This window comes from Ruegeria sp. CI8 (genome assembly GCF_056536865.1).
This window is the reverse complement of the sequence record NZ_JBQFQL010000001.1, coordinates 1124213-1141053: the sequence shown is the minus strand read 5'-3', so window position 1 is coordinate 1141053 and position 16841 is coordinate 1124213. Positions and strand designations below refer to the sequence as shown.

Sequence of the window (16841 nt, the reverse complement as noted above, 5' to 3'; positions counted from 1 at the left end):
CGGATGAACATGACCACCCTGCCCCCGCAGACCACCATCAACGGCGTCCAGTTCAACGCCACCCCCGGCCAGCGCCCCGTGCGGGTCGATGGCTGCGTAACCATCCCCGAGCTGTTCCAGAAACGCTGCGCCGCCCTGGGCGACCGCACCGCGCATCGGGAAAAGGATCTGGGCATCTGGAAATCCTATTCCTGGGCCGACTACTGGCAGCACGCCAAGTGGATCGGGCTGGCGCTGCGCAAGCTGGGGCTGCAACGCGGCGAGGTCGTCTCGATCCTGTCCGAGGACCGCAAGGAATGGGCGTGGTTCGATCTGGGCATCCAATGCGTCGGCGGCATCGCCTCGGGCGTCTACACCACCGATTCCGCCAGCCAGTTGAAATATCTGGTCAATGACAGCGACAGCCGCTTTCTGATCGTCGAAGACGAAGAGCAGCTGGACAAATTCCTGGACATCGAAGACGAGGTGCCCGGCCTGTTGAAGGTCATCATCCTCGAGGACGAAGGCCTGCACGACCTGACCCATCCCCGCTGCATGATGATCGAAGATCTTTACGCCCTCGGCCGGGAGGCCGAGCGCGAAGAACCGGGCCGGTTCGAGGCGGAAATCGCGCTGGCCACGCCGCAGGACACGGCGCTGCTGATCTATACCTCGGGCACCACCGGCATGCCCAAAGGCGCGATGCTGAGCAACGAAAACATAATGGCCGCGATCGAATGCGGCGCACGCTGCCTGCCCGCGCTGGAAACCGACGAACAGCTTTGCTTTTTGCCGCTGTGCCATATCCTTGAACGCGACGTTTCGATCTATTTCCCGTTGGCTTCGAAATGCACGGTGAATTTCGCCGAAAGCCCCGAGACGGTCTTTGCCAACCTGCAGGAAGTGTCGCCCTCGACCTTCACCGCCGTCCCGCGCGTGTGGGAAAAGATCTATTCGCAGGTGCTGATCATGGCGCAAGAGGCCACCCCGGCCGGGCGCGCCGCCTTTGGCATGGCGCTGAAGGCCGGGATGAAGCGTGCCGAATACATCCTGCAGGGCAGACCGGTGCCGCCGGCGGTGGCCGCGAATTTCTGGCTGTGGGATCGGCTGGTGCTACGCAACCTGCGCCGGATGCTGGGCATGGACCGGCTGCGGCGCGGCGGGTCGGGCGCGGCCCCGATCTCGCCCGAGCTGCTGAAATGGTACTGGGCCATCGGCGTGCCGCTGGTCGAGGGCTTCGGCATGACCGAGACCTCGGGCATCGCCACGCTGAACACGCCCGAGGCCAACCACATCGGTACCATCGGCAAGCCCGCACCGGGGATCGACCTGCGCATCTCGGACGAGGGCGAAATCCAGATCCGCGGCCTGAACGTGTTCCAGGGCTATTGGCGCAACAATGCCAAGACCGCCGAGACCTTCACCGCCGACGGCTGGCTGCGCACCGGCGATATGGGGCACGTGGACGCGGACGGCTATGTCACCATCACCGGCCGCCTCAAGGACATCATCATCACCGCCGGCGGCAAGAACATAACCCCGGCCGAGCTCGAAAGCCGGTTGAAGTTCTCGCATTACATCTCGGACGCGGTGATCATCGGCGACCGCCGCAAGTACCTGACGGCGCTGGTGATGATAGATCAGGAAAACGTCGAGAAGTTCGCGCAGGACCGCAAGGTGCCGTTCTCGAACTTCGCCTCGCTCTGCGCTGCGGCCGAGGTGCGCGAATTGATCGGCGCGGAAGTGGCCGCGGTGAACAAGGAATTCGCGCGGGTCGAGCAGATCAAGGATTTCCGCCTGATCGACGTGCTGCTGACCGCCGATGATGACGAACTGACCGCGACGATGAAACTGAAACGCGGCCTGGTGGAAAAGAAACACGCGCATCTCATTGAAGACATGTACAAATAGAACAGGGATCAATCCCAAGGGAGGAAAACACATGACCAAAGCAATCAGACGGCTGGCGGCAGCAACCGCCCTGTCCGCCCTGGCCTCGATGGGCTGGGCCGAAACGCAAGGCGTGACCGACGACGAAATCGTCATCGGCTCGGTCAATGACCTCAGCGGCATTTTCGCCGCCGTGGGGGTTCCGGCCACCAAGGGCGCGAACGTGGTGTTCGACCGGGTCAACGCCAATGGCGGCGTGCATGGCCGCAAGATCCGCTATGTGGTCGAGGACAACGGATACCAGATGCCGCGCGCGATGCAGGGCTACAACAAGCTGCTGAACCGCGACAAGGTGTTTGCCATGCTGCAATCGCTGGGAACGCCGATGAACCTGGCCGGGTTCAAACTGCTGGACCCGAAAGGCATTCCCAACGTCGCCCCCCTGTCGGCCGCGCGGCAGATGCTGCAGGAGCCGATGAAAAACAAGTTCACCTCGTTTTCCAGCTATTACGACCAGGCGCGCGTGGGCGTGAAGTACCTGGCGCAGGAATTCGGCGGCGACAAGGTCTGCACGATGTATCTGCCCACCGATTTCGGTAAGGAAATCCTGGAAGGCAGCCACGAAGGCGCCAAGGAAGCCGGCATTACCTTTGCCGCGGAAACCACTCATAAACCTGACGAAACCGATTTCGTGGGCTCGCTCAGCAAGCTGAAGGAAGAAGGCTGCGACATCGTCACAATCGCCTTGGGCGTGCGGCAGGCCATCACCGTGGTCGGCACCGCCAAGAAGATGGGCCTGACCGACATGAAGTTCCTGGGCACTTCGGCCAGCTTCCTGACCGTGGTGGCACAGGTGCCGGGTGGAGTGACCGACGGCTTCTACGCCGCCGCCTCGTGGCAGGACCTGTGGGCCCGCGCGGATGAACCGGCCCCCAAGGCCTTCATCGAGGAATACAAGGCCGCCACCGGCGAAGACCCGGTGGGCTTTTCGATGCTGGGCTATGCCGCCGCCGAGATGATGGTCAAGGCGCTGGAAGCCGCCGGCCCCGACCTGACCCAGGAAAGCTTTATCGCTGCAATGGAGGCGCTGGACTATCAGGATGAATTGGTCGGCAACCACATGACCTTTGGCCCCGATGACCATCAGGGCGCCGATACGGTCTACGTCAACGTGGTGGAAAACGGCGCGTGGAAAATGGTCTACGAAGAGTAAGGCCGGAGAAAATCAACGAAAAAAGGGCTCGCAGATGCGAGCCCTTTGCATTTTGTGCCCTCGGCAGCGATTAACGCTTCGAGAACTGGAACGAACGGCGGGCTTTGCGCTTGCCGTATTTCTTCCGTTCCACGACGCGGCTGTCGCGGGTCAGGAAGCCGGCTGCCTTCAGCGCGCCGCGCAGGCTGGGATCGTACAGCTGCAGCGCTTTCGAGATGCCGTGCTTGACCGCACCGGCCTGACCGGTCAGGCCACCGCCCTTGACGGTTGCCACAACGTCGAATTCACCTTCGACACCGGCAACCTGGAACGGCTGGCGCAGGATCAGCTGCAGAACGGGCCGTGCGAAATACACGTCCTGGTCCTTGCCGTTCACGGTGACCTTGCCGGAACCCGGCTTGATCCAAACGCGGGCAACAGCGTCCTTACGCTTGCCGGTTGCATAGGAGCGGCCCAGTTCGTCACGCACGGGCTCGCGCACAACAACTTCTTCGGCCACGGTTTCAACGCCTGCGACGGCGCTCAGCTCTTCGAGAGTATTGATCTGATCAGCCATCGGTCATTAGCTCCGGGTGTTTTTCTTGTTCATGGATTTGACATCCAGAACTTCGGGGGCCTGGGCTTCGTGCGGGTGCTCGGCACCGGCATAGATGCGCAGATTGGTCATCTGCTGACGCGACAGACGGTTGCCCGGCAGCATGCGCTTGACGGCCTGAAAGACCACACGCTCGGGGTGCGCGCCTTCCAGGATCTGTTGCTTGGTGCGCGACTTGATGCCGCCCGGGTGGCCAGTGTGCCAGTAGAAGTGCTCGTCGCGCTTCTTGCCGGTCATCTGGATCTTGTCGGCGTTGATGACGATGACGTTGTCGCCCATGTCCATGTTCGGGGTGAACGACGGCTTGTGCTTGCCACGCAGGCGCATGGCGACGATCGAGGCAAGACGGCCCAGAACAACGCCCTCGGCGTCGATCAGGATCCACTTCTTGTCGATGTCTGCAGGAGTTGCAGAGAAGGTTTTCATGTCAGGACAATCCTGTTTGATGTGAAAGGCCGCCCCAAAGGTGGACCGGCCCGAATTCGATGGATGGGTATTTAGACGGCCCGTAAGTGCACGTCAAGAATGGTAGCGTCCAATTAATTATTATAAAACATCAGCTTATAAAATAGGTATCTATTTACCCCAAATCAAACGCTGATTTGTTCGGGGGGATTGTCCAGTAAGGCGCGCAGACGCAGCATGGCGGATTCGAACTGCTTCAGCGAGACATGCCCGTTCATGGCAATGCGCACGGCATTTGGCGCTCGTCCATCCCTCAGCGCGAATTCATCTGCCGATCGGAGTTGAATGCCCTCCCGCTCGGCGGCTCTGCTGAAGGCTGCAGCACGCCAGCCGGAGGGCAGGCTTAGCCAGACAAAGGGAATGTCGGCGTCCCAGTTCAGATTGAAGCCACCCAGTGCATTGACGGCCACCCGTACATACTCACCCATCTTCGCGCGAACATCCCGCGCCATTTGCCGGGATTGAGGGTGACTGAGGAGCAAGCGGGTCAGTTCCGCCAATGGCTGCGCCAATCCGAAATACCCGTATTCCGCCGATCGGCGCAGGTCTCCGCTGCGTTCCCGCGGAGCGATGGCGAACCCCACGCGCAACGCAGGCGTAAGGGTCTTGGAAATCGACGACACGTGCCAGCCGCGTTCGGGCGCAAGAGCCCTGTAGCTGGGTGCGCGCGCCTCGCCCATACGATAGCAATCGTCTTCGATGATTTGCAGATCGTGGCGGCGGGCGATCTCGATCACCTCGTTGCGGCGTTCAAGAGGCGAATGCCCACCGGTCGGATTCTGAACCTCGGGCGACACGCAGATCGCCTGCGCCCGCGTTTGACGAAGGATGTGGTCCAACGCGTCGGGGCTGATACCCCATTTGTCCATTTTCACACCAACAACTTCGGCGCGCATCAACTCACCGGCGCGACGGAACCCCGCATAAGAAAGGTCCTCGACCAGAACAACGGGTTTCGGATCGCGCAGAACGGTCTGAAACACGACGCACAGTCCGCTTTGTCCGCCATGCGTAAGAACGATGTCATCGGCGTTCAAAGCACCCAGCGGCAAGTCGGAGAGCCAATCAACAACAGCCTGGCGTACAGGCAGGTAAGCGTCGCGTGTGGGATAGTTCATGAACATCTTCGGATCCCCCTGCGCCACCTTGGCAAGACATGACCGTATCAGGGACACCTGTCCGACATCTGGCAGCCGCGGGCTGAACAGGCTGACATTCGCGTCATACTTGTCGTCCCGAAGATGAAGCTGCCGTGACCAGACATCGTCCAGCAATGGCATTTTCGGTGGTGCCACGAATGTACCACGCCCGACCTCGGCCTGTAGCAACCCCTCCTCGGTCAGAATCGAATAAGCCCGGGCGACCGTTCCTGGTGTGATTTGCAATCGATACGCCAGTTCCCGCACCGGAGGAAGCTTCACCCCGACTTCCAGCTGCTTGTTTTCGATGGCTTTTCGAATTGTGTCTGCGACCAGAGTGTACTTTGGCCCCTTGGATTTTGGCAGATCTGTCGGCCAAATTGTATCCATTACAATTCTTCCTTTGCGTTCAATACAATCCCGAATGTATCACAGCAATGTACCGAACATTTATGCTTTGTGTCAATACAATTTGAAAGGATACTTACCATGACACGCGCAATGCACACCCCCGCCCTCTTGCTGCTGAACGACAGCCCCCGGCTGCCTCTGATCGCTGCGCTGGCCGTGCGTTTTGCGGCGACTGTCACCCAATGGGAACGCCGGCGCCGCAGTCGCGTCAACCTGAGCAGGCTGGACGACCGTCTGCTGAAGGATGTCGGACTGACGCGCTTTGAGGCTGACCGCGAAGCACGCCGCCAATTCTGGCTTGGCTAGAATATCCCCAGTCCCAATTACGGGACCTCTTCCTGTGCCGGGGCTTGTCCCCGGCATTTTTTTATCCGAACGCAGCTGCGGCGGACCCGGCAGGTGGCAGCGAGTAGGTCATGCTGGCGCGCGCCACCGGCGCCTCCTGCCCTTCCGAGTACATCAGGACGTCACCAACAGCCAGCGTACGCCCCAGTTTCAGCAACCTGCACTCGGCAATCATGTCGGCCCCACCGGCAGGTTTGCGCAGAAAATCCATGGAACTGCTGGTGGTCACCGCCAGCGATTGCTGGCCCTTTCGCGCTAGAACCATCGAATAGACGCAGACATCGGCCAGGGCGAACATCGAGGGCCCGGACACGGTTCCGCCCGGACGCAGATGCCGATCTTCGACAACGAGGCGCATGCGGATCGAGTCGTCGGTCAGATCCATGACGACGAAATCCTTGTGCACCTGCGGGAAGACCTGCGCCAGATATTCCGTCAGCTCTTCCTTGTTCATAGCCAATGACATGCTTCCCCTCCTCGATTTGCCGACCTAGAGTTGGCCCCACAGCCGGCAGGAGGGCAAGATGGCAATTTTGGAACGTAACGACACGGGCGCGATCGCTCATCTGAAAATGAATACGCCCGAGCGGCTGAATGCGCTGAGCGACGAAATGCTGGAGGCGCTGCAATCTGAACTGGATACCCTGCGCGATGATCGTACGATCCGCGCCGTGATACTGTCCGGGGCAGGCAAGGCGTTTTGTGCCGGTCACGACCTCAAGCAGATGACGGCAGGCCGGCAGGCCGAAGATGGTGGCAAGGCCTACTTCACCGATCTGTTCAATCGCTGCGCCCGAATGATGATGTCGATCCAATCCCTGCCCCAACCGGTGATCGCGCAGGTCCATGGCATTGCAACGGCCGCCGGCTGCCAACTGGTGGCGACCTGCGATCTTGCCGTGGCAGCCGAAGGAACGCGATTCGGCGTCAATGGCGTGAATATTGGTCTCTTCTGCTCGACGCCGATGGTGGCGCTGAGCCGCAACATTCCGCGCAAACTGGCGTTTGAGATGCTGACCACCGGTGACTTCATGCCAGCGGAGCGGGCCGCCGAGCTGGGCCTGGTCAATCGTGTCGTTCCGGAAACGCTGTTGGAACATGAAACCCTGCTGTTGGCCGAGCAGTTGGCCTCCAAACTGGGCGCGGCGGTAAAGATCGGGAAACAGGCGTTTTATCAGCAGCTTCAGATGCCTTTGGATCAGGCATATGCCTATACCGGCGGCGTGATGGCCGAAAATATGCTGCACCGGGATACCGAGGAAGGTATTTCCGCATTTATCGAAAAACGTTCACCAAATTGGACCCAATGACGCAATTGTTATGGCTAAAATTATCGACTGTTCGCATTTTTGCACTTTTCAAAAGGGCATCTCTGTGGCAAAGCTGAGACAGGGCTTAGGCCCTCACTATCTTTTGGGTCGCCGTGGGCGGAAGGTCCCTCCAAGCTGGTTTCTCTCACCGGCGCAGACATTCCCGCAGCGGCGACCCCAAGACTTCCCAATGAAATCATAGCGTTGCTGCCTTGTTGGCGGCAGTTTTCGACGGCCGTTGCACGCGCGGGCCACCTGCCCTATTTGGACGCACATGACACAGAAATTGCATATCGTTGGCGGCGGCATGGCCGGATCCGAGGCCGCATGGCAGGCCGCCGAAATGGGCGTGGACGTCGTGATTCACGAAATGCGCCCCAAAGTGGGCACTTTTGCGCATCAAACCGGCAACCTGGGCGAGATGGTCTGTTCCAACTCGTTCCGGTCTGATGATGACGAGCAGAATGCCGTTGGTTTGCTGCATTGGGAAATGCGCGCGGCCAATGGGTTGATCATGACCACCGCTGACGCCCACCGACTTCCTGCGGGCGGCGCTCTTGCCGTAGACCGTGAACCTTTTGCCGAAACGGTGACCGCCAAGCTGAAGACGCACCCACGCGTCACCGTCACCGGTGAGGAAGTCACCACGCTTCCGGACGATGGACTTTGGATTTTTGCCACCGGTCCGCTGACCTCGCCAGCGTTGGGCGCAGCGATCCAGCGCGAGACCGGGGCCGAGGCGCTGGCCTTTTTCGACGCGATCGCCCCGATCGTCTACGCTGACACGATCGACATGAGCAAGGCTTGGATGCAGTCGCGCTATGACAAGGGTGAAACCGAGGAAGAGCGTACCGCCTATCTGAACTGCCCGATGGACCGTGACCAGTACGAGGCCTTCATCGACGCGCTGCTGGCCGCTGACAAGACCGAGTTCCACGAAGGTGAAACCGCCGGCTATTTTGATGGCTGCCTGCCGATCGAGGTCATGGCCGAACGGGGCCGCGAGACCCTCCGCCACGGGCCCATGAAACCGGTGGGCCTAACCAATCCGCATCAGCCGGACGTAAAGCCCCATGCCGTGGTTCAACTGCGCCGCGACAACGCTTTGGGCACGCTGTTCAACATCGTTGGGTTCCAGACCAAGATGAAATACGGCGCCCAGACCGAGGTGTTCCGGATGATCCCGGGGCTCGAGAATGCCAGTTTTGCCCGACTGGGCGGCATCCATCGCAACACCTTCATCAACTCGCCCACCTTGCTGGATGCGCAGATGCGCCTGAAATCCAAGCCAAACATCCGATTTGCCGGGCAGATCACCGGGGTTGAAGGATATGTCGAGAGCGCCGCGATGGGCCTGCTGGCCGGACGTCTGGCGGCTGCCGAGATTCTGGGCCTCCCCCTGCCCCCGGTTCCGCAGGACAGCGCCATGGGCGCGCTGATCCACCACATCACCGGCGGCGCAGAGGCCAAGACCTTTCAGCCTATGAACGTGAATTTTGGTTTGTTCCGACCGGTCGACGGGTTGAAAGGCGGACGGCGCGGCCGCAAGGATCGCTACAAAGCCTATACCGATCGCGCCAAGGAGGCATGGCAGCAGTGGCTGACGCAAAGCTGACTGGACGCAGATCGGGCCACGCGCCTAAACTGACGGCATGAGCGAGAAGTTCCTCAAAAACACATATGATCTGAACACGCCGCAGGAAACCCAGGCGCATTACCAGAAATGGGCGGCCACTTACGAAGATGAGGTGGCCGAGCACGGGTATGCCACGCCGGGCCGCGTGGCCGAGGCGTTGTGGTCCAAGTTGCCGCAACCGGACACACCTATCCTTGACTATGGCTGCGGGACCGGGTTGTCCGGTGTCGCCTTGCACAAGGTCGGATACCGGGCAATCGACGGCGTCGATCCGACACCAGAGATGCTGAAAGGTGCTGCTGCCAAGGGCGTCTACCGCAACCTTGCTGCCATCGACATCACCGATCCCAACCCGTTGGAGACGGGGGCATACAAGGCAATCGCCGCGATCGGAGTGATCGGCGCCGGCGCCGCGCCGCCCCAGACATTCGACATGCTGATGAAAGTCTTGCCAAAGAGTGGCCTGCTGGCGTTTTCGTTCAACGACCATACATTGGACGACCCCGGCTATACCGGGCGCCTGAACGAATGGCTGGACATGGGAGCGGCGCGCCTCCTGTTTCGTGAACACGGACCGCACCTGCCAGGTCTGGACTTGAAATCCGACGTATATATCGTTGAAAAGACGTGAAATTCACCACTAGGTTTGCCCCATCTCCAACCGGACCATTGCATCTTGGTCATGCGTATTCTGCATTGCTTGCGTATGGCCTCGCTGACCGAAACTCCGGCACGTTCCTGCTGCGGATCGAGGATATCGATCAGTCCCGGGCGCGTCGGCATTGGGAGGATCAGATCTATGACGATCTGACGTGGTTGGGTTTGACGTGGCCTGGCCCTGTGTTGCGGCAATCCGATCGTATGCCGCTCTATCGGCGGGCCTTGAACCGGCTGTGGTCCCAAGGGCTGCTATATCCGTGCACCTGCAATCGCAAGGATATCGCGGCCGCCGCCAGTGCGCCGCAGGAAGGGTTTCCTCTGCACGGACCTGACGGCGTCATATATCCCGGAACATGTCGTGAAAAATGGACATATCAGGTGCAGACCAAGATCCCGGAGAATGTGGCCCTGCGCCTCAATATGTCCGAAGCGCTGTGCCGGATCGCGAAGGACGCCACCGGGTTGAGGTTTCACGAAACCGGGTCCGGTCCGGATGGCGCGACTGGCTGGATAGAATTGTCGGACGAACAGATGCTGCACGGCGTCGGCGATGTCGTCCTCGCCCGGCGGGGTATGGGCACGTCTTATCACCTGTCAGTCGTACTGGATGATGCGGCCCAGAACATCTCACATGTGGTTCGCGGTCAGGATCTGTTTGACGCAACCGGGATTCACGTGGTGCTGCAGCGCTTGTTGGGGTTGGAGACGCCCACCTATCACCATCACCGACTGATCCGGGACGAAACGGGAAAACGGCTGGCCAAGCGAGACGACGCCAGGGCGATTGCGAAATACCGGGCCGAAGGAGCGACGCCCGAAGACGTCCGCGCAATGGTCGGTCTTTAGGCCCGCTAGGCGCCCTCAGGCCATCGGCGACATCAATTCGACCTCTTCCCCGTCCCGGACGGCGGTGTAGAAGCAGCTTCGGCGGTTTGTGTGGCAAGCGGGGCCGCTTTGTCGCACCAGAACCAACAGGCAATCCCGATCGCAATCGACGCGAAAATCCACCAACTCTTGCACGTGGCCCGAGCTTTCTCCCTTGACCCAGAAGGACTGGCGCGAGCGCGACCAATAGGTGACGCGCCCGGTTTCCAGCGTCTTTCGGATCGCCTCGGCGTTCATCCAAGCCATCATGAGAACCTCGCCGGTGCTCTCCTCTTGCGCGATGGCCGGGACCAACCCAGCCTCATTGAATTTGAGCGTCGACGGATCGAACGTAGCAGAGCGCGACATCGCAAAAACCTTTTGCATCCCAGAACATGGCCACTATGTATGGGGAACATCCACCGAGGGAAACCCATGTCCGGCGAAACCGACCTGATCAAGCTCTACTCCGGGCGCATTCTGGCGCTGGCGGCCGACATTCCGCACCTGCAGCGGTTGGAAGATCCGGATGCGACCGTCAAGAAACGGTCGCCCTTGTGCGGCTCGACGGTTGCCGTGGACATCAAAGTGCGGGACGGCCGGATTACCGTGTTTGGTCAGGACGTGAAAGCCTGCGCACTGGGTCAGGCCGCAGCGGCAGTGGTCGGTGCATCGGTCATCGGGGCAACCCGCCCCCAAATCGAAACCGCGCGCGACCAGTTGGCGGCTATGCTCAAGAGTGACGGCCCCACCCCGGATGCGCCGTTTGACGAACTGGAAGTTCTACGGCCCGCCCGCGATTACAAGAACCGGCACGCGTCGATCATGCTTGCGCTGGACGCGACCGCCGAGGCTTTCGAGAAGGCCGAACAATCCAACTGCGCCTGAACATGGTCTTTTGAATCGAAGGCGGCTAACCTCCTGACCAATTTGACGGAGAAGCCAATTGAACAACCTTCTGGAACATTTTGTAACCTTGTGGGTCGTCATCGACCCGATCGGAACCATCCCGGTTTTCATTGCCGTCACTGCGGGTATCGAAGCCGCCGCGCGTCGGCGCACTGCCCTGCTGGCCGCACTGATCAGCGCCGGCATCCTTCTGTTCTTTCTGGTCTTTGGGCAATTGCTGATCGAGGCGCTGGATATCGGCCTCAACTCGTTTCAGGTCGCCGGCGGGATCATCCTGTTCCTGTTCGCGCTGACGATGATTTTTGGCGAAAGCAAACAGGAAATCGAACAGCGCCAGGCCGAAGAAGACATGGAAGACAAGTTGCACAGGCACAACCCGGCGATCTTCCCCTTGGCGGTCCCGTCACTGGCTTCACCCGGTGCGATGCTGGCCATCGTCATTTTGACCGACAACCACCGCTACAGCGTGGCAGACCAGGGCATTACTGCGCTGGTCATGCTGTCCGTACTGGCCTGCGCCTTTGTGTTGATGCTGCTGGCCGAGCCGATCATCCGGCTGATCGGTCATTCGGGGGCGGCAATCATCAGCCGGGTCATGGGAATGATTTTGGCCTCAGTGGCCGTCAACTCGGTCCTGTCAGCCCTGCTTGAGATCTTCAAAACCGGTCAACTGTAAAAAAACCGCCGCTCCTTCCGGGCGGAAAGGGCGGCGGCAGTCAATGCGTTTCTCGCGTGGGGTCCGGATTACCGCGTGGGGCCGAGGCACGGCCCCTTCAAGGGGTTTGGGACAGGCAGGTCACCCTTGACTGAAATGGGGATGACATACGCGGGTTGATCGGCACGAGATCGCAGGCAGAAAGGCTTAGAACCCGACGGGCAAGTGAAGCGCCACCATCAGTATGACAACCAGCGAAGCCACGCCGGCTGCATCCTGCAATAGCGTGGCTTGCGAACGGCTGAAAGCACTTTTGATCTGGGTCAGCATGTTTCACCTCCGGTCGGGAATTAATCCTTTGTTGACCTTTTGTTCTCATATTTCCGGAGATCAGTAAAGAACTTTATGAGAACATTTGTGAACTTTTTTCGCGCAACCCGCTAACCCACTGAAATCAAACGGATGGCCTGATCCTGTTTCATCAACCAAAGAAGAACACGGGCGGCCTGACCTCGTTCCGAGGTCAATTTCGGATCCGAAGCAAGCAGCGCACGCGCGTCAGATTGGGCAACAGCCATAAGTCCAGCCTGTCGTTCCAGGTCGGCAATCTGGAACCGGGGTAGACCGGATTGCGCGGTCCCGATCAGGTCCCCTGCCCCGCGCATCTCGAGGTCCGTTTCGGCAATTCTGAATCCATCTTCGGTTTCCCGCAGAACTTCCAGCCGTCTTCGGCCCCCTTCGCTGAGCGGCGCTTGATACATCAACAGACAGGTTGACGCGTCATGCCCGCGTCCGACCCGACCGCGCAGCTGGTGCAACTGGGCCAGCCCGAAGATTTCCGCCCGCTCAATGACCATGATCGTGGCGTTGGGGACGTTTACCCCCACCTCAATGACCGTCGTCGCAACCAAAACCTTGGTCCGCCCGTCCTGAAAGGCGGCCATTGCCGCATCTTTCTCGGCCGGAGGCATCTGTCCGTGCACAAGGCCGACGATTCCGTCACCCAGCTGGGCCCGCAAGTGTTTGAACCGTTCCTCGGCCGCTGTGAGGTCGGAGACCTCGGATTCGTCGACCAGCGGACAGACCCAATAACACTGCTTTCCGTCTTCGATCGCGCGGCGCAGATGATCGACCACCTCCTCCATGCGCGAAGTGCTGACAATCGCAGTTTTGACCGGTTTGCGTCCCGGCGGTTTCTCATCCAGGACCGAGACGTCCATATCCCCATATTGTGCAAGCGCAAGGCTGCGTGGGATCGGTGTGGCTGTCATGACCAGAACATCGGCCCCCTGTCCCTTCTCAGAGAGCTCCATCCGCTGGCGGACACCGAACCTGTGCTGTTCGTCGACAATCGCCAGACGCAAGTCATGGAATGCCACATCGTTCTGGAAAACCGCGTGAGTGCCCACCAGAATTTGGATGTCACCCGCCTTGAGCGCGGCCAGCTTCGCCTTGCGCTCGGACCCCTTGTCCCGTCCCGTCAGGATTTCGAGAACCACGCCGGCGTCCTCGGCCAGGGGGCGAAGGCCCTCCAGATGCTGGCGCGCGAGGATCTCGGTCGGAGCCATCATGACACCCTGAGCACCGGCCTCTACCGCAACCAGAAGCGCCATGAACGCAACCAGTGTCTTGCCGGATCCGACGTCCCCCTGCAGCAGGCGGTTCATTCGGGTCGGAGCACCCATGTCCTCGGTTATCTCGCGTATGGCACGCAACTGCGCCCCAGTGGGTTTGTACGGAAGCGCATCCAGTACACGGGTCTGCAACGCCCCGGTCGCGACACTTACGGTTCCACGAGTTTTGCGTTCTCGCAGTCGGGCCAGAGCCAGAGTCAGTTGATGGGCGAACAGTTCGTCATAGGCCAGACGTTCGCGCGCGGGAGCAAACGCTGCCACGTCATCGGCACCTTGCGGTGTGTGAGCCGCCCGGACTGCATCGGCCCAGGTCGGCCAGCTCTGGCGGGCAACCTGTGCAGGATCCGCCCATTCCGCCAAATCTGGCAGGCGTGCCAGCGCGCTTTGCGCCGCCTTGTAGGCCGTCTTTTGGGTGACACCTTGGGTAAGGTGATAGACCGGTTCAAACTCGGGGATGCTGTTCGCCTGTTCGACCGGCAGAATGTGGTCCGGGTGAACCATTTGCGCTGTACCGTCAAACAGTTCGAGCTTGCCGGACACCACCCGTCTCGCCCCCTCAGGCAGGACCTTTTTCAGGTAGTCGGCCCGGGCGCGAAAGAAGACCAGCTGGAAATCGGTCTGACTGTCCTGCACGAAAATCCGATAGGCTCCGCCCCTGTTGTGCGGCGGGCGGTGGGCGCCGACGGTGACTTCCACCGTGAGTGTTTTGGGCAGATCGACGCCCCGGATCGTATCACGCCGCCGCCGGTCAACCACTGCATATGGCAATGCAAACAGCAGATCGCGTGGCGTTTCCAGCCCGGTCTGCGCCAGCAGGCGTGCGGTCTTGGGACCGATACCATCCAGCCTCTCGAGCCCTGCAAAAAGCGGGAACAGTTGCTCTGGACGGCCGCTCATGCGTCCCCGATCAACTGCAGCCAGCTGTCTTCATCCAAGGTTTCGATCCCCAGCTCTGCCGCCTTCTTGGCCTTGGAACCTGCGCCGGGGCCGGCCACCAGATAGTCCGTTTTTGCGCTGACTGAGCCAGCCACTTTGGCCCCCAAGGCTTCCGCGCGGGCCTTTGCTTCGGCCCGGGTCATTTTTTCGAGCGTACCCGTAAAGACAACCGTTTTTCCCGCGACTGGGCTGCCCGATGTATCCGGCCGTTTGGCCTCTTGTACGTTCAGTTGGGCGACCAGCGCATCGATGCTTTGGCGCTCTGCGTCCTGAGCAAATGTCGAAACCAGGGTCCGGGCCATGACTTCACCGACGCCGTCGATATTCAGCAGTTCATCCCATTCGGGTCCGCTGAATTGGCTGGCAGCCGTGACAGCCTGCTCGAACGCGTCCCACGTGCCGTAGTGATTGGCGATCAGGTTCGAGGCGGCTTCACCAAGGTGTCGAATACCCAGCGCAAACAGAAGGCGGCCCAGCGGTATTGTCCGCTTTTCCTCGATCGCGGCAAAGAGTTTTGCGGCGCTCTGACTGCCCCAGCCTTTTCGGTTGGCCAGCTTGTTCAGATTTGCAGCGTCCCGCTTTTGCAATGTGAAAACTTCTGCCGGCGTACGGATCGGCAGATCCGGGTCGTTGTAGAACATTTCGATCTGCTTGGCCCCCAACCCATCGATGTCAAACGCCTTGCGGGAAACGAAGTGCTTCAGTTTCTCGACCGCTTGCGCCGGGCAGATCACCCCTCCGGTACAGCGGCGCACCGAGTCGCCTTCCTCGCGGATCGCGTCGCTGCCGCATTCCGGACATTTCGTCGGAAACTCAAACGGGACAGCTTGTTCCGGCCTTTTGCTCAGGTCGACGTCGGCTATTTTTGGGATCACATCGCCGGCGCGGTACACCTGCACCCAATCGCCAACACGTATATCTTTGCCGTCGCGGATCTGTTCGCCTTTCGAATCCCGACCGGCGATGTAGTCTTCGTTGTGCAAGGTTGCATTGGACACGACCACACCGCCAACCGTCACCGGGTGCAGCCGCGCAACCGGGCTAAGCGCGCCGGTGCGGCCAACTTGAATGTCGATCGCCTCAAGCCGGGTCCAGGCGAGTTCGGCAGGAAATTTATGAGCGATCGCCCATCTTGGTGTGGTCGAGCGAAACCCAAGACGGGCCTGCAACGACAAATCGTTCACTTTGTAGACGACGCCGTCGATGTCATAGCCAAGCGTAGAGCGCTGCTCTTCGATTGCGCGGTAGTGCTCCAGCATTTGCGCGGTCGAGCTGCAAACGGCAGTCAGGTCGTTGGTGGAAAAGCCAAAGGACTTCAATCGATCCAACGCAGACGACTGGGTGGTTCCCAACGGCTCGGACAGTTCGCCCCAGGCATAGGCGAAGAACCGCAGGGGCCTTGCGCGCGTAACTTCTGGGTCAAGCTGGCGTAGCGAACCGGCGGCCGCATTTCTCGGATTCGCAAACAACTTCGCCCCCGCCTCTGCCTGCTTGGCATTCAGCTTCTCGAAATCGTCATGAGACATATAGACTTCGCCGCGAACCTCCAGGATCCCGGGCGCGTCGGCGATCTTTTGAGCGATATCTGAAACGGTCAACGCATTGGCCGTGACGTTTTCGCCAACTTCCCCATCGCCCCGTGTTGCCGCCTGCACCAGTTCGCCGTCCACATAACGCAAGGACAGCGACAAACCGTCGATCTTTGGTTCGGCCGTGAATTCGAGGGGCGCCTCTTCGCTCAGCCCAAGATAGTTTCGAACGGACCGAACGAAGTCTGCTACGTCCTCATCGTCGAATGCGTTGCCAAGCGACATCATGCGGACCGCATGGGTCACTTTGCCGAAACCGTCCACCGGCCGCGCACCAACCTGATCGCTGGGGCTGTCGGTGCGCTTTAGCTGCGGAAAGCGCGACTCGATTTCGAGATTCCGTAGTTTCAGGGCATCATATTCGGCATCCGAGATCTCGGGCGCGTCCTGACCGTGATAAAGGTCGTTGGCCCGCTGCAAGAGTTCCGCAAGACGTGCCAACTCCTCTCGAGCCTGATCCTCGGTCAGATCTTCTACTGCAATCAAATTGCTCATGGCCTCGCCCTGTCACATCGTCTTGGACCCCAGTGATAGGGCGAGGTCATGGTCAGGTCCAGATGTGCTGAGCCGTGAGTTCGAGTGCCACCCTGGACCGCGGTGGCAGATGGGTC

Annotated in this window: 17 protein-coding genes; 9 read left to right on the top strand and 8 right to left on the bottom strand. The window is 60.2% G+C overall.

The annotated features are described in order from the left end of the window. Positions 1–3: 3 nt before the first annotated feature. Together ACR0DA_RS05585 and ACR0DA_RS05580 are read left to right on the top strand one after the other, a co-directional pair. A complete protein-coding gene (locus ACR0DA_RS05585; protein WP_480753231.1) occupies positions 4–1890 on the top strand; it encodes an AMP-dependent synthetase/ligase in 1887 nt (628 codons plus the stop codon). A gap of 31 nt (positions 1891–1921) precedes the next feature. Beyond that, positions 1922–3082, top strand: a complete 1161-nt coding sequence (locus tag ACR0DA_RS05580; protein WP_480753229.1) for an ABC transporter substrate-binding protein — start codon at positions 1922–1924, stop codon at positions 3080–3082. 70 nt (positions 3083–3152) lie between these two features. Here the strand turns inward: ACR0DA_RS05580 and rpsI are convergent, their stop codons facing one another. From rpsI to ACR0DA_RS05565, 3 genes are all read right to left on the bottom strand, one after another. Beyond that, entirely contained in the window at positions 3153–3638 is a 486-nt protein-coding gene (gene rpsI, locus ACR0DA_RS05575) for a 30S ribosomal protein S9 (RefSeq protein ID WP_005983014.1), read from the bottom strand. Positions 3639–3644: 6 nt separating this feature from the next. After that, the gene (gene rplM / locus ACR0DA_RS05570) at positions 3645–4103 is read right to left on the bottom strand and encodes a 50S ribosomal protein L13 (RefSeq protein ID WP_170339225.1); all 459 of its coding nucleotides are present in this window, start codon (positions 4101–4103) and stop codon (positions 3645–3647) included. Positions 4104–4267: 164 nt separating this feature from the next. Further along, the gene (locus tag ACR0DA_RS05565) at positions 4268–5671 is read right to left on the bottom strand and encodes an aminotransferase-like domain-containing protein (RefSeq protein WP_170339228.1); all 1404 of its coding nucleotides are present in this window, start codon (positions 5669–5671) and stop codon (positions 4268–4270) included. 99 nt (positions 5672–5770) lie between these two features. Between ACR0DA_RS05565 and ACR0DA_RS05560 the strand changes: the two genes are divergently transcribed. Continuing rightward, positions 5771–5998 (top strand): DUF1127 domain-containing protein, encoded by a 228-nt coding sequence (locus tag ACR0DA_RS05560; protein WP_093962029.1) that lies wholly within the window; start codon positions 5771–5773, stop codon positions 5996–5998. Between the two features lie 61 nt (positions 5999–6059). Here ACR0DA_RS05560 and ACR0DA_RS05555 read toward each other — a convergent pair whose 3' ends face one another. Then, positions 6060–6503 (bottom strand): PaaI family thioesterase, encoded by a 444-nt coding sequence (locus ACR0DA_RS05555; protein ID WP_480635811.1) that lies wholly within the window; start codon positions 6501–6503, stop codon positions 6060–6062. Positions 6504–6561: 58 nt separating this feature from the next. Between ACR0DA_RS05555 and ACR0DA_RS05550 the strand changes: the two genes are divergently transcribed. The 4 genes from ACR0DA_RS05550 to gluQRS all read left to right on the top strand — a co-directional run bounded on the left by ACR0DA_RS05550 (position 6562) and on the right by gluQRS (position 10489). Further along, entirely contained in the window at positions 6562–7347 is a 786-nt protein-coding gene (locus ACR0DA_RS05550) for an enoyl-CoA hydratase (protein WP_480753228.1), read from the top strand. A gap of 274 nt (positions 7348–7621) precedes the next feature. After that, on the top strand, positions 7622–8962 hold the full coding sequence (trmFO, locus tag ACR0DA_RS05545; protein ID WP_480753227.1) for a methylenetetrahydrofolate--tRNA-(uracil(54)-C(5))-methyltransferase (FADH(2)-oxidizing) TrmFO: 1341 nt from the start codon (positions 7622–7624) through the stop codon (positions 8960–8962). A gap of 37 nt (positions 8963–8999) precedes the next feature. Beyond that, entirely contained in the window at positions 9000–9614 is a 615-nt protein-coding gene (locus ACR0DA_RS05540; RefSeq protein WP_480753225.1) for a class I SAM-dependent DNA methyltransferase, read from the top strand. Next, positions 9611–10489: a tRNA glutamyl-Q(34) synthetase GluQRS gene (gluQRS, locus tag ACR0DA_RS05535; protein ID WP_170600581.1), complete on the top strand. Its 879-nt coding sequence runs from the start codon at positions 9611–9613 to the stop codon at positions 10487–10489. Before ACR0DA_RS05540 ends, gluQRS begins: the two co-directional genes overlap by 4 nt. Positions 10490–10504: 15 nt before the next feature. Here gluQRS and hisI read toward each other — a convergent pair whose 3' ends face one another. Continuing rightward, positions 10505–10894, bottom strand: a complete 390-nt coding sequence (gene hisI / locus ACR0DA_RS05530) for a phosphoribosyl-AMP cyclohydrolase (protein ID WP_170357778.1) — start codon at positions 10892–10894, stop codon at positions 10505–10507. A 48-nt stretch (positions 10895–10942) separates the two neighbouring features. On the opposite strand from hisI, the gene ACR0DA_RS05525 reads away from it, so the two are divergent. Together ACR0DA_RS05525 and ACR0DA_RS05520 are read left to right on the top strand one after the other, a co-directional pair. Beyond that, positions 10943–11395 (top strand): iron-sulfur cluster assembly scaffold protein, encoded by a 453-nt coding sequence (locus ACR0DA_RS05525; protein ID WP_480753224.1) that lies wholly within the window; start codon positions 10943–10945, stop codon positions 11393–11395. A gap of 58 nt (positions 11396–11453) precedes the next feature. Next, complete coding sequence (locus ACR0DA_RS05520; protein WP_093962021.1) at positions 11454–12092, top strand: MarC family protein; 639 nt, start codon at positions 11454–11456, stop codon at positions 12090–12092. 186 nt (positions 12093–12278) lie between these two features. Here ACR0DA_RS05520 and ACR0DA_RS05515 read toward each other — a convergent pair whose 3' ends face one another. The 3 genes from ACR0DA_RS05515 to ligA all read right to left on the bottom strand — a co-directional run bounded on the left by ACR0DA_RS05515 (position 12279) and on the right by ligA (position 16725). Further along, a complete protein-coding gene (locus tag ACR0DA_RS05515; protein ID WP_254920125.1) occupies positions 12279–12401 on the bottom strand; it encodes a hypothetical protein in 123 nt (40 codons plus the stop codon). Positions 12402–12511: 110 nt separating this feature from the next. Further along, positions 12512–14602 (bottom strand): ATP-dependent DNA helicase RecG, encoded by a 2091-nt coding sequence (gene recG / locus ACR0DA_RS05510; RefSeq protein WP_480753223.1) that lies wholly within the window; start codon positions 14600–14602, stop codon positions 12512–12514. Then, the gene (gene ligA, locus ACR0DA_RS05505; RefSeq protein WP_480753222.1) at positions 14599–16725 is read right to left on the bottom strand and encodes an NAD-dependent DNA ligase LigA; all 2127 of its coding nucleotides are present in this window, start codon (positions 16723–16725) and stop codon (positions 14599–14601) included. The genes recG and ligA overlap by 4 nt, the downstream gene beginning before the upstream one ends. Positions 16726–16841 lie beyond the last annotated feature (116 nt).